The sequence below is a fragment of the Micromonospora sp. WMMD714 genome (assembly GCF_029581315.1).
GTDB classification, from domain to species: domain Bacteria; phylum Actinomycetota; class Actinomycetes; order Mycobacteriales; family Micromonosporaceae; genus Micromonospora; species Micromonospora rifamycinica.
In genome coordinates this window covers 2845117-2858047 of record NZ_CP120744.1, presented here as the reverse complement: position 1 = coordinate 2858047, position 12931 = coordinate 2845117, and the positions used below count along the sequence as shown (strand labels likewise).

Sequence of the window (12931 nt, the reverse complement as noted above, 5' to 3'; positions counted from 1 at the left end):
CCAGGGCCGGGGAAGGTGGGGCAATGGGCCGGGATGGCGATGCGCCCCGGTCCTTGCGGACCGGGGCGCATCGTGTGGTGGAGGTGCCGGGAATCGAACCCGGGTCCTTCGCCGGTTTGTCAGGGCTTCTCCGAGCGCAGCTCGCTATGCCTCTACTCGGCCCCACCGCTCACGCGAGCAAGTTGGTGTGACGGGCCCAGTCGCTGATTGATCTCGCCGCACGGACCCCGCGACCGGGTCCGGTTGGCCAGCCTTCTAGCTGATGCCGGCTAACTGGGACGAAGGCGTTCCCAGGCCGACAGACTCACTACTCGCCTCAGGCGGCGAGAGCGAAGTCAGCGCGATTTTGCTTGGCGCTTATTGGTTTCCGACGACCGATTCTCGAGACGACGTCGGCTTCCTCGGCTCGCTTCCCCTGTCGCTGCGTACGAAGTCGAAACCAGTCACCCCCTCGACGGGCCGCCGATGTGGCGGCACTGACCAGACTAACGCCTGCCGCAACGGGTTTCATCCCGAGGCCCGGGTCGGCGCGTCGAGCCCGACAAACGGTGTGAATCAGTCGTCCATCCCCTTGCCCCGGCGACCGGACACCCGGGCGATCTCCCGGTCGGCGTCCCGCTTGGCGAGGTCCTGCCGCTTGTCGTACGACTTCTTGCCCTTGGCCAGGGCGATCTCCACCTTGGCCCAGCCGTCGGAGAAGTAGACCTGCAACGGGACCATGGTCAGGCCACCCTCGCGGGTCTTGCCGATCAACTTGTCGATCTCCAACCGCTTCAGCAGCAGCTTGCGGGTACGCCGGGGCTCGTGGTTGGTCCACGTGCCCTGGGTGTACTCCGGGATGTGCATGCCGTGCAGGAACAGCTCACCGTCGCGCTCCTGGGCGAAGGCGTCGACCAACGAGGCCCGCCCGGCGCGCAGCGACTTGACCTCGGTGCCGGTCAGCGCCATGCCCGCCTCGTAGGTGTCGAGGATGGCGTAGTCGTGGCGGGCCTTCCGGTTGGAGGCGACCACCTTGCGGCCCTTTTCCCGTGGCATCCGGCGCACCTCCCTCCTGGTACGCGCACCGACCGTCCGGCCGGCGAGCGGGGATCATGCTACCCGAACGACAAGGACCCTCCCCCGCCGTTTCTTCCCGGCGGGGGAGGGTCCTCACGGAGAGCCCTGCGGCGACTAGACCCGCAGGTAGAAGCGGAGCGTGACCCAGGCGGTGGCGGCGCTGATCAGGCCGCCGACGCCGGCCATCAGCGGGAACATCAGGAAGATGTCCGACCACTGGATCGGCGACAGCAGCCCCTCCAGCGCCTTCAACGAACCACTGAACAGCAACTGCTTGGCACCGATCAGCGCGATCAGGCCCAGCAACGAACCGATCAGGCCGGCGACCACCGCCTCCAGCACGAACGGCGCCTGGATGAACCAGTTCGACGCGCCGACCAGCTTCATGACCGCGACCTCACGCCGCTTGCTGTACGCGGCCACCTGGATCGTGTTCGCCACCAGCAGCAGCGCGGCGATGGCCATCACCACGGCGGCGGCCAGCGCGATGTTCTGGATCGCGGTGAGCACGTTGAAGATCTTGTCCAGCAGCCGGCTCTGGTCGACGATCACGTCGACCCCCTCGGTGCCCTGGTACTGGTCGTAGATGTTCTTGTACTGCTCCGGGTTGACCAGCTTCAGCCGGAACGACTCGGGCAGCAGGTCCGGCTTCACGGCGTTCACCAGGTCGGGCGCGTCCTGGTACATCTCCTTGAAGGTCTTGTACGCCTCGTCCTTGTTGACGTAGAGGACCTCCTTGACCAGGGGGTCGCTCTTCAGCTTGGCATCGAGGTCGGTGCGCTGCTGCTCGGTGACGTCGGTCTTCAGGAAGATCGAGACTTCGACGTTCTTGTAGTAGAGGTCCTTCATGTCGCCGACCTGTTTGTACATCAGGCCACTGGCGCCGAGCATGGTCAGCGAGACCGCCATCGTGATGATCATCGCGATGGTCATGGTCACGTTGCGCCACAGTCCGACCAGCACTTCGGACAGGACGTACTTCATCCGCATCGGGTGTTCCTCCGGCTCTCCGGCGTGAGGTGTTCGTCGTCAGGTCGTACGGCAGGGGTGGAGCGTCGGCTCACCCGTAGACGCCGCGCGCCTGGTCGCGCACGATACGGCCGCTCTCGATCTCGACGACCCGGCGGCGCATCTGGTTCACGATGTTGGAGTCGTGCGTGACCATCACGACGGTCGTGCCGGTGCGGTTGATCCGGTCCAGCAGGCGCATGATCTCGATCGAGGTGTCCGGGTCCAGGTTTCCGGTCGGCTCGTCCGCCAGCAGGATCAGCGGTCGGTTCACGAACGCCCGCGCCACCGCGACCCGCTGCTGCTCACCACCGGAGAGCTCGTGCGGGTAGCGGTGCTCCTTGCCACCGAGACCGACCAACTCCAGCACCTCGGGCACGACCCGGCGGGCCACCGCCTTGGTCTTGCCGATCACCTCCAGGGCGAACGCCACGTTCTCGTAGGCGGTGCGGTTCGGCAGCAGCCGGAAGTCCTGGAAGACACAGCCGATGGAACGCCGGAAGTGGGGTCGCTTCCAGGACCGCATCGAGGTGACGTCCTTGCCGTTGACGACGACGCGGCCCTTGTTGGGGGCGACCTCGTGCAGCAGCATCTTGATGATCGTGGACTTACCGGAGCCGGATGGCCCGATGAAGAAGACGAACTCGCCCTTCTCGATCGAGACGGACACGTTGTCGAGCGAAGGCCGGGACGCCTTCGGGTACGTCTTCGTCACTTGCTCAAGCTGAATCACGGGTGGTGAGTCTACGCGGTGTAACCGCAGAGCCAAGTGGCACGCCCCGCCGATGCGAGGCGCGTCATCGATTCACCCGGTCAGCCCGAGATCGACGACGCGCCCCGTCCACGACCGGTCACGCAGCGTCGTTGGCGAGCTGCTGCTGCTTGCGCCACCGGATACCGGCTTCGATGAAGCTGTCCAACTCGCCGTCGAAGACCGAGGACGGATTGCCGGTCTCCTGCTCGGTTCGCAGATCCTTCACCATCTGATAGGGGTGCAGGACGTACGAGCGCATCTGGTCGCCCCAGGAGCTGGTGCTGCCGGTCTTCAGCCCGGCCAGCTTCGCCTCCTCCTCCTGCCGCTTGCGCTCCAGCAGCCGGGACTGGAGCACCCGCATCGCGGAGGCCTTGTTCTGCAGCTGGGACTTCTCGTTCTGGCAGGTCACCACGATGCCGGTGGGGATGTGGGTGAGCCGCACCGCCGAGTCGGTGGTGTTGACGCTCTGCCCACCCGGGCCGGAGGAGCGGTAGACGTCGACCCGCACCTCGTTCTCCGGGATGTCGATGTGGTCGGTCTGCTCGGTCACCGGCAGCACCTCGACCCCGGCGAAGCTGGTCTGCCGACGCCCCTGGTTGTCGAACGGGCTGATCCGGACCAGCCGGTGGGTGCCCGACTCGACGCTGAGCGTGCCGTAGGCGTACGGCACCTTGACGGTGAAGGTGGCCGACTTGAGGCCGGCCTCCTCGGCGTACGACGTCTCGTAGACCTCCGTCGGGTAGCCGTGCCGCTCGGCCCAGCGCAGGTACATCCGCAGCAGCATCTCGGCGAAGTCGGCCGCGTCCACCCCACCGGCGCCCGCCCGGATGGCGACCAGCGCCTCCCGGGAGTCGTACTCGCCGGAGAGCAGGGTGCGGACCTCCATCTCCTGGATGGCCCGGGTCAACCCGGCGATCTCCGCCTCGACCTCGTCCAGCACACCGGAGTCGGCCTCGTCCTCGGCCAGCTCCAGCAGCACCCGGGCGTCGTCCAGCCGGGAGCGCAGGCTGCCCAGCTTGCTGATCTCGCCGTTGACGTACGACAACTGCGAGGTCACCTGCTGCGCCCGGGCCTGGTCGTCCCAGAGATCCGGCGCGGACGCCTGCTCCTCCAGCCGGGCCTTCTCCTCCCGCAGACGGTCGAGGTTGAGCACCGACTCGATGTTGCGCAGGGTCGCGTCGAGTTCCTTGAGTTGTTCGGCGTAATCGGCAGCGGTCACGACAGACAAGCGTACTGTGCGCGCGGCGGTCCGCTCACTGCACACCACCTAGCAGGGCGGATGATCAGCCGACCGGGGCCGTCTTGAGCCAGGACAGGGCGGCCTTGTGGTAGGCGACGGCGAACTCCAGCGCGCTGGCGTCGTACTCGTCGCCCTCCTTCTTGGCGGTCTTGACCTGCTCCCGGACGTACGCGAGGGCTTCGGTGTGGTATTCGTTGGCCGAGGCGTAGAGGTTCTTGAGCTGGCTGGCCGAGTGCAGGTTGCCGAAGGCTATCCGCAGGGCGATCGGGTTGCGGATGGTGTCCCGACCCGGGTTCTCCGCCAGCCAGCGGGAGAAGGTCCGCTTGCCCGCCGCGGTTATCGCGTAGGGTTGACTCATCCGCGGTCCGGGCTTGCCCAACCGCACGAAACCACGCTCCGCCAGCACCGGCAACTCACGGTAGACCTGACTGCGTGTCATCGACCAGTACGGCGCCAGTCGGCGCTCAGCGGCGGCCATCAGTTGGCCGCCTGTCATCGGGCCCTCGTGCAACAACCCCAGCAGGGCCGCCGCAGTGGGGTTGACTCCGGAATCCGCCATGCCCTCTAAGCTGCCACTTTGCGGTCCCGGCGTCCAGGATTTCCGGATTTGCCACCCGGAGGGATTTCCAATGTGCACTGTCGGCCGACGACAGTGCTCCCAGGACCACCCGCCGACCACCCCGGACCGGCCCCCACCGGGGGGTGACCTGGGCCGCACCGGCCGGGCAGCCGAGAATACCCCCGGGTAACCCCGGGCCGTCCCGGGGGGAGCCGGTCCGGTCGGCGGTGACGGGTCGACCCGCCCCCGCCGACCGTCACCGGTTCAGCCCATGTGCGGGTACGTGTGGTCGGTCGGCGGCACGAACGTCTCCTTGATGGTCCGGGGCGACATCCAGCGGACCAGGTTGTGCCACGACCCGGCCTTGTCGTTGGTGCCGCTGGCCCGCGCGCCACCGAAGGGCTGCTGCCCGACCACCGCGCCGGTCGGCTTGTCGTTGACGTAGAAGTTGCCGGCCGCGTACCGCATCCGCTCGGCCACCGCGTCGATCACCCGGCGGTCGGTGGCGAAGACCGACCCGGTCAGCGCGTACGGGGCGACCGACTCCGCCTGGGCGACCACGTCGTCGAACCGGGCGTCGTCGAACACGTGCACGCCGAGGATCGGGCCGAAGTACTCGGTGGTGAACGTCTCGTGGGCCGGGTCGGCGCACTCGAACAGCGTCGGCCGGACGAACCAGCCGACCGCGTCGTCGGCGGTACCCCCGGCCAGCACCCGGCAACTGTCGTCCCCGGCGATCAGCTCCAGCGCTGCGGTGTGCCGGGCGTACGCCCTGGCGTCGATCACCGCGCCGCCGAAGTTGCCGAAGTCGGTGACGTCGCCGTAGGTCAGCGCGTCGGCGGTGGCGGCCAGCCGGTCCCGCAGCCCGCCCTCCCAGAGCGACCGGGGGACGTACGCCCGCGAGGCGGCCGAGCACTTCTGACCCTGGTATTCGTACGCGCCCCGGATCAGCGCGGTGTGCAGGGCGTCCACGTCGGCGCTGGGGTGCGCGACGACGAAGTCCTTACCGCCGGTCTCGCCGACCAGCCGGGGGTAGCCCCGGTAGGAGGCGATGTTCTCCCCGACCGTGCGCCACAGCTGCTGGAAGACCCTGGTCGAGCCGGTGAAGTGGATGCCGGCCAGGTCCGGGTCGGCGAGCACCACGTCGGAGACCTCCTCGCCCCGCCCGGTGACCATGTTGATCACACCGGGGGGCAGGCCGGCCGCCTCGAACAGCCGCATGGTGAAGTGCGCCGCGAACTGCTGGGTGGGCCCCGGCTTCCAGACCACGGTGTTGCCGAGCAGGGCCGGCGCGGACGGCAGGTTGCCGGCGATCGCGGTGAAGTTGAACGGGGTCACCGCGTAGACGAAGCCCTCCAGCGGGCGGTGGTCGAACCGGTTCCACACCCCCGGCGACGAGTTCGGTTGAGCCGCCAGCAGCCCCCGGGCGAAGTGCACGTTGAACCGGAGGAAGTCGATGAACTCGCAGGCCGCGTCGATCTCCGCCTGGACGGCGGTCTTGGACTGGCCGAGCATGGTGGCCGCGTTGAGGGTGTCCCGCCACGGGCCGGCGAGCAGCTCGGCGGCGCGCAGGAAGACCGCGGCCCGCTCCTCGAACGGCAACGCCCGCCACCCCGGCGCGGCGTCCTTGGCGGCCCGCACCGCGGCGCGGGCGTCGTCGTGGGTGGCGTGCCCGGTGACGCCGAGCACGTGCGCGTGCCGGTGCGGCTGCACCACGTCGATCGGGGCACCGCCGGCCATCCGCTGGCTGCCGGCGATGGTCATCGGCAGGTCGATCCGCTCGGCGGCCAGCTCGGTCAACCGCCGCTGGAGCCGCTCCCGGTCGGCGCTGCCCGGCTCGTAGGTGCGTACCGGCTCGTTGTGCGGCTCGGGTACGGAGAACACGGCGTCCATGTCACAGGCTCCTGGGCGATCTCGACAGCGGCGGCGAAATCGGCCCCGCAGGCGTCGACCGGGCGGCCGGACAGCCGGACGCCGCGCGAGGGACCTGGACGCGGCGGCGGGACCTCCGACGATTCTTCCACGCCGGCCTGCGCGGACTCACGCCACGCCGGCTCCACGCCGTAGATCACGAGGCCCGATCGCCCATTCGTCGACGATTCCCGCCAGGATTCCCCGACGAGCCGAAGAAACACAGGCCGATCCGACGGGCCGGAAGCGCCCGCGCCCAGCCCCGTCCGGGCGACCGGGCCCGCCCGCGCCCAGCCCCGTCCGGCGGACCGGGGGCACGCACCCGGCCCGATCCGGGCGACCGGGAGCGCCCGCGCCCAGCCCGGCCGGGTCCGTCCGGCCCGCGTACGCTGGTCCGAGCGAGCGAGCGGCCCGTCCCGGTGCCGGGGTGCGCGGTGGCGAGAGGGAGACGATGAGCAACCAGCCCGGCAGTACGACGGCCGCCCCCGTCGACCCGCCCGTCGACCCGACGACCGGGCGGACGGGCTACGCCCCGGGCACGGCGGTTCTCGCGGTCCTGGCGGCCGGCTGGCTGACGGCGATGCTGTGGTCCACCCGGGAGGTGATCCACTCGGCCGCGGTCGGCCTCACCGCGATCACCCTCTCCGCTTTCGCCCTGCCCGGGGTGATCTCCGCCGCGCTGGTCGCCGGTGCGGCCGTCGCGCTGGCCGCGAGCGAGCTGACCGCCCGCCGGCTCGGCGACCGCGCCGCACTGCGGTTCGCGGCGGCGCTCGGCGCCGGGATGCTGCTCGGGCTGGGCACCGCCCTGGCCATCAACCTGACGTACGCCGACAACGCCACCACCAACACCATCGCCGGCACCAGCGCGGCGGCGGCCATCATCGGCGCGGCGCTCGCCGGAGCGCGTACCCCCGGACCGGTCGGCGCGGTGGTCACCGCCACGCTCGGCGCACTGCTCTTCGTGGTGGCCTTCAGCCAGGCCCGCGACCCGCTGTTCGACCTGTTCGGGGCCGACGACTCCCAGGCGTCGCTGGTGAGCGCCGCGAAGTGGGTCTCCCGTACCGAGTCACTGCTCGCCGGCCTGCTCGCCGGCCTGCTCGCCTTCGGCTACCTGACCTGGACCCGCCGCCGGGCCGTCCGGCACGCCCCCGACGCCCCGGCTCCGAGGTGGCCCGCCTACCTGGTCGCCGGGGCCGGCCCCGGCCTGCTCCTGCTGCTCACCGAGGTGATCATCCGGGTCGGCGGCCGGACCCTGCTGGACCTGGCCGGGGCGTTGAGCGAGGCGGACGCGGTGGCCCAGACCAGCATGGGCACCTCCCGGATCGACAACGGCATCTGGGTGCTCTTCGTCGGCGCGCTGACCACGGTCATCCTCTTCGGCCGCACCCTCGGCCCGGCCCGCCACGACGACGAGCCCGGGTCCGACGAGGCCTGACACCACCCGCCACGGCCCGGCACCACCCGCCGCACGGCCCGACGCCGTCCGGCGCCACCCGCCACGGCCCGACGCCGTCCAGCGCGCGCCACCCGGCCCGGCCGGCCGCCGCCCGGTCAGGAGGCGGTGGTACGCAGCAGCAGCTCCCACTCGGAGGGGTCGTACCACTCCAGCTCGTGATCCTCGGTCCCGTCGACGGTGAACTGGGCGTCCGGATCGCCGGCGAGCGCCTCCGCCACCACGTCGACGGCGGCGGTCACGTCCTTGACCGCCTCGGCCCCGTCCACGTGCAACGCTGCCACCGCCGACGCCGGCACCGGCCCGTCGAGCTCCACCACGCTCGAACCCAGCTCGCCGTCACCCCGACCGACGAGCCGCGCGGGCAGGTCCACCGAGACCACCACCCGGCGGCGGGGGGCGTCGGCATCCTCCCGGAGCAGTTGCAGGGCGTCCTGGGCGGCCCGGGTGAAGGCGACGTACTCCAGCTCCTCCTCGTCGCCCTCGGCGTACCACTCCCGCAGCATGGGGGTGACCGCATGCCCACCGCTCGCCGGCAGGCCCTGCTCCCGCAGCAGGACCAGCATCGGCACGGTCGCCGGCACATACACCCGGACCAGCTCGTCGCCCACCGTCGTCTCCCCTGCTCGTCCACGGTCCCGCCGCCGACGTTCGTCCACGGCCCGCGGCCACCGCTCGCCCACGGCCCCACCGCCACCGGCACGGCCGGTGGCCGCCCGATCCGATCATGCCGTACGCCGTGACCGTCGTGCACCGCACACCGCTCCGCCGGACGGCCCGGGTCCGGAGCGGGACGGTCGACCCGGGTCCGGCGAGCCGGACGGACGGCCCGGGTCCGGCGAGCCGGACGGACGGCCCGGGTCCGGCGAGCCGGACGGACGGCCCGGGTCCGGGGCGGGAGGGGCGGCGCGGCCGGCCCGGACGGGCGGGTGCTGGGCCGGGAAGGCTGTCGGTGGCAAACTGAGCCGAACGACGCCAAGCCGAGGGGTTTCCGTGGAGCCGAGGTTTCTCCTGCTCTCCGACGTTGCCGCCGAGCTGAACGTGTCGGACTCGCAGGTCTACCACATGGTCCGCAGTGGTGAGCTGCCCGCTATCAAGATCGGCGGGCGGGGTCAGTGGCGGGTGGAGCGTGCCCGGCTGGAGGAGTACATCCAGCTCAAGTACGCCGAAACCGCCGAGTGGGTACGCGGCAACCCGCTCACCGACCGCGACCCGGAGTGACCGGTCCATCCCGCTGAGCCATTGACCCTCGGCACCGCCGTGCCCGAGAATCAACGGTGTCGGAAGCAAACGAAGGCAAACGTAGGGATTGAGGGTGCAATGATGGCCGACTCCCGCCGTCCGGGGCCGACCCGACCGCCGATCCGGCTGCGCCCGGCCCCCGTCGCCGATCCGCCCTACGTCGACGAGGTGCCGGATCTCTGGCCGCGGCCACCCGGCCAGCTCGCCCTCGACCTGTTCGGCACGGGACAGCCACCCCCCGGCCGCCCGACCGGTCGGCGGCCTGATCCCCGGCCCCACCCCGGGCACCCGGTCGCCCCACCCCCGCCCCCACCCGCCACCGCCACTCCCGAGGCGGCCCGTGCGGCACACCGGTTCGTCGGCACCTGCCTGGAGATCCTCAACGGCTACCGGCCACCCGGCCAGATCCGTGCCCTGGTCGAGCCGGGGCGCACCGTCGAGGTGACCGAGCAACTCGCCCGCGCCGCGTCACGTACCCCGCCGACGCGTCGGCGGTCCACCCGGCCCGCCGTCCACCTGCGTCGACTGCGGGTGTGCGAGCCACGCGCGGCTGCGGTCGAGGTGGCGGCGGTGGTCACCGCCGGTGGTCGCACCTGGGCCATGGCGCTGCGCCTGGAACACCGGCGCGGCAGCTGGCTCTGCACCACCCTCCAGGTCATCTGACCCCACTCCACCCGCGCCGGGGCCGGGCAGGACAGCAGGACGCCCGCCCACTCGGTGAGCGGGCGGGCGTCCTGCTGGTCGGATCAGGCGCCGCCGTTGGGCGCTCCGTGGCAGCGCTTGTACTTGCGGCCGGAGCCACACGGGCAGGGCGCGTTACGGGACGGACCGCCCTCGGCCCGGTCGACCGGGCCGGTGTTGCGGCGGGCCGTGCTGGCTGCGGCGGCCTGACCGGTCGCCCCCGCGTCAGCCGGGCGACGCGACGGGCCGGCGGCCGGACGGGCCGGGGACGGGGCCTGCTGCTGCCCGCCCCCGATGCCGAGCGCCGGTGCGGACGGTTCCGGCTCGGGCCGCTCGACGGCCACGCCACCCGCGCCCGCCTCGCCGTCGATGGTGGGGGCGGAGTACTGCAGGCCCTGCTGCTGCGGCGCGCGGTTGAGGCCCTTGGCCCGGATCTCGACCGGCTTCTCCAGCAGCTGGACCTCCTCGGCCTCCGGCTCCGGCTCCTGGACCTGCACCTCCAGGTTGTAGAGGAAGCCGACCGTCTCCTCCTTGATGCCCTCCATCATGGTGGCGAACATGTCGAAGCCCTCGCGCTGGTACTCGATGACCGGGTCGCGCTGGGCGTACGCCCGCAGGCTGATGCCCTCCTGGAGGTAGTCCATCTCGTAGAGGTGCTCGCGCCACTTGCGGTCGATGACCTGGAGCAGCACCATCCGCTCGAGCTGACGGGTGGCCTCCTCGCCGAGGCTCTCCTCGCGCCGGTCGTATGCGGCGTTCGCGTCCTCCTTGAGCCGGGCGAGCAGGAAGTCCTGGTCCAGACCGGACCGGGAGCCGACCTCCTCCTCCAACTCGTCGATGGTGACGCCGACCGGATAGAGCTGCTTGAGGTTCGTCCAGAGCTGGTCGAGGTCCCAGTCCTCGGCGTAGCCGTCGCTGGTGGCCCCCACCACGTACGCGCCGACGGTGTCGTCGATCATGTTGCGGACCTGGTCGGAGAGGTCCTCGCCGTTGAGCACGCGCAGCCGCTCGGCGTAGATCACCTGGCGCTGCTTGTTGAGCACCTCGTCGTACTTCAGGACGTTCTTGCGGATCTCGGCGTTCTGGCCCTCGATCTGGGCCTGGGCGTTCTTGATCTGCCGGGTGACCATCTTCGACTCGATGGGCACGTCCTCCGGGATGTTGAACCGCTCCATCACGGCCTCGACCGCACCGGCCCGGAACCGCTTCATCAGCTCGTCCTGGAGCGAGAGGTAGAACCGGGACTCGCCCGGGTCACCCTGCCGGCCGGCCCGGCCGCGCAGCTGGTTGTCGATCCGGCGGGACTCGTGCCGCTCGGTGCCGAGCACGTAGAGCCCGCCGGCTGCGGCGACCTCCTCGGCCTCGGTCTCGCACGCCTGCTTCCAGGTGGGCAGGACCTCCTCCATCGCCTTGGCGTACTCGTCCGCCTGCTCGACCGGGTCGAGTCCGCGCTGGCGCAGCTCACTGGCGGCGAGGAACTCGGCGTTGCCGCCGAGCAGGATGTCGGTACCCCGGCCGGCCATGTTGGTGGCGACGGTGACCGCGCCCTTGCGCCCGGCCTGGGCGACGATCTCGGCCTCGCGGGCGTGGAACTTCGCGTTCAGCACCGAGTGCGGGATGCCGCGACGCCGCAGCAGCGTGGAGAGGATCTCGGAGTTCTCCACCGAGACGGTGCCGACCAGTACCGGCTGACCGGCCTGGTGCCGTTCGGCGATGTCCTCGATGACGGCGTTGAACTTGGCCTTCTCGGTCTTGTAGATCACGTCGGCCTTGTCCATCCGGACCATCGGCCGGTGCGTGGGGATGGTCACCACGCCGACCTTGTAGACCTTGTTGAACTCGCCCGCCTCGGTCTGAGCGGTACCGGTCATGCCGGAGAGCTTCTCGTAGAGGCGGAAGTAGTTCTGGAGGGTGATGGTGGCCAGGGTCTGGTTCTCCTGCTTGATCTCCACCCCCTCCTTGGCCTCGATCGCCTGGTGCATGCCCTCGTTGTAGCGGCGGCCGTGCAGGATGCGCCCGGTGAACTCGTCGACGATCAGCACCTCGCCGTCGCTGACGATGTAGTCCTTGTCGCGCTTGTAGAGCTCCTTCGCCTTGATCGCGTTGTTGAGGTAGCCGACCAGCGGGGTGTTCACCGACTCGTAGAGGTTGTCGATGCCGAGCCGGTCCTCCACCTTGGCCACGCCGCGTTCGGTGACCGCGATGGTGCGCTTGGCGTAGTCGACCTCGTAGTCGCCCTCGCCGTCCTTGCCGGCCTGGAGACGGGCCACCACGCCCGCGAACTCGCCGTACCAGCGGGCGGAGTGCTCGGCCGGGCCGGAGATGATCAGCGGGGTCCGGGCCTCGTCGATCAGGATCGAGTCGACCTCGTCGACCACGGCGAAGTTGTGCCCGCGCTGGACCAGCTCCTCGTGGGACCAGGCCATGTTGTCACGCAGGTAGTCGAAGCCGAACTCGTTGTTGGTGCCGTAGGTGATGTCGCACTCGTACGCGGCCTTGTGCTCGGCGGCCGGCCGGTTGGGCAGCACCACGCCGACGGTCAGGCCGAGGAACTCGTGCACCTGGCCCATCCAGGCGGCGTCGCGCTGGGCCAGGTAGTCGTTGACCGTTACCACGTGCACGCCCTTGCCGGAGAGCGCGTTGAGGTAGACCGCCATGACCGAGGTCAGCGTCTTACCCTCACCGGTCTTCATCTCGGCGATGTTGCCGAAGTGCAGTGCCGCGCCACCCATCACCTGGACGTCGTACGGCCGCTGGCCGAGCACCCGGGCAGCCGCCTCGCGCACCGTGGCGAATGCCTCGGGCAGCAGGTCGTCGAGGGTCTCACCGTCGGCGAGCCGCTCCCGGTACTGGTCGGTCAGTGACCGCAGCTCGTCGTCGGTGAGGTTGACGTAGTCGTCCTCGATCGAGTTGACGGCGGCGGCGATGGCCTTCAGCCGGCGCACCATACGGCCCTCGCCCGCGCGGAGGACCCTTTCCAGAATCGACACGGATCAACGCTCCCCTAGACAGTCTCGAACCATCGTA

The 12931-nt window shown here is 70.5% G+C and carries 11 protein-coding genes and 1 other RNA gene; 3 read left to right on the top strand and 9 right to left on the bottom strand.

The features are described 5' to 3' along the window. Positions 1-75 precede the first annotated feature (75 nt). From ssrA to pruA, 7 genes are all read right to left on the bottom strand, one after another. Positions 76-451, bottom strand: a transfer-messenger RNA (tmRNA) gene (ssrA, locus tag O7625_RS12825). Positions 452-555: 104 nt separating this feature from the next. Beyond that, the gene (gene smpB / locus O7625_RS12820) at positions 556-1035 is read right to left on the bottom strand and encodes an SsrA-binding protein SmpB (RefSeq protein ID WP_067306250.1); all 480 of its coding nucleotides are present in this window, start codon (positions 1033-1035) and stop codon (positions 556-558) included. 135 nt (positions 1036-1170) lie between these two features. After that, on the bottom strand, positions 1171-2046 hold the full coding sequence (gene ftsX, locus O7625_RS12815; protein WP_067306172.1) for a permease-like cell division protein FtsX: 876 nt from the start codon (positions 2044-2046) through the stop codon (positions 1171-1173). Between the two features lie 70 nt (positions 2047-2116). Next, positions 2117-2797 carry a cell division ATP-binding protein FtsE gene (gene ftsE, locus O7625_RS12810; RefSeq protein WP_030331491.1) on the bottom strand — a complete coding sequence of 227 codons (681 nt, stop codon included), beginning with the start codon at positions 2795-2797 and terminating at the stop codon, positions 2117-2119. 118 nt (positions 2798-2915) lie between these two features. Further along, positions 2916-4037, bottom strand: coding sequence for a peptide chain release factor 2 (prfB, locus tag O7625_RS12805; protein ID WP_067306175.1), 1122 nt, complete (start codon positions 4035-4037; stop codon positions 2916-2918). 64 nt (positions 4038-4101) lie between these two features. Further along, the gene (locus O7625_RS12800; RefSeq protein ID WP_067306179.1) at positions 4102-4617 is read right to left on the bottom strand and encodes a PadR family transcriptional regulator; all 516 of its coding nucleotides are present in this window, start codon (positions 4615-4617) and stop codon (positions 4102-4104) included. A gap of 264 nt (positions 4618-4881) precedes the next feature. Next, on the bottom strand, positions 4882-6510 hold the full coding sequence (gene pruA / locus O7625_RS12795; RefSeq protein WP_282346066.1) for an L-glutamate gamma-semialdehyde dehydrogenase: 1629 nt from the start codon (positions 6508-6510) through the stop codon (positions 4882-4884). A gap of 469 nt (positions 6511-6979) precedes the next feature. Between pruA and O7625_RS12790 the strand changes: the two genes are divergently transcribed. Beyond that, entirely contained in the window at positions 6980-7963 is a 984-nt protein-coding gene (locus tag O7625_RS12790) for a hypothetical protein (protein ID WP_282346063.1), read from the top strand. A 116-nt stretch (positions 7964-8079) separates the two neighbouring features. Here O7625_RS12790 and O7625_RS12785 read toward each other — a convergent pair whose 3' ends face one another. Beyond that, on the bottom strand, positions 8080-8592 hold the full coding sequence (locus tag O7625_RS12785; protein WP_067306189.1) for a hypothetical protein: 513 nt from the start codon (positions 8590-8592) through the stop codon (positions 8080-8082). A gap of 382 nt (positions 8593-8974) precedes the next feature. Here O7625_RS12785 and O7625_RS12780 point away from each other — a divergent pair, with 382 nt between their 5' ends. After that, positions 8975-9202 carry a helix-turn-helix domain-containing protein gene (locus O7625_RS12780; RefSeq protein ID WP_067306191.1) on the top strand — a complete coding sequence of 76 codons (228 nt, stop codon included), beginning with the start codon at positions 8975-8977 and terminating at the stop codon, positions 9200-9202. Between the two features lie 102 nt (positions 9203-9304). Then, a complete protein-coding gene (locus O7625_RS12775; RefSeq protein WP_282346060.1) occupies positions 9305-9886 on the top strand; it encodes an Rv3235 family protein in 582 nt (193 codons plus the stop codon). A gap of 83 nt (positions 9887-9969) precedes the next feature. Here the strand turns inward: O7625_RS12775 and secA are convergent, their stop codons facing one another. Beyond that, complete coding sequence (secA, locus tag O7625_RS12770; RefSeq protein ID WP_067306193.1) at positions 9970-12894, bottom strand: preprotein translocase subunit SecA; 2925 nt, start codon at positions 12892-12894, stop codon at positions 9970-9972. Positions 12895-12931: the final 37 nt, after the last annotated feature.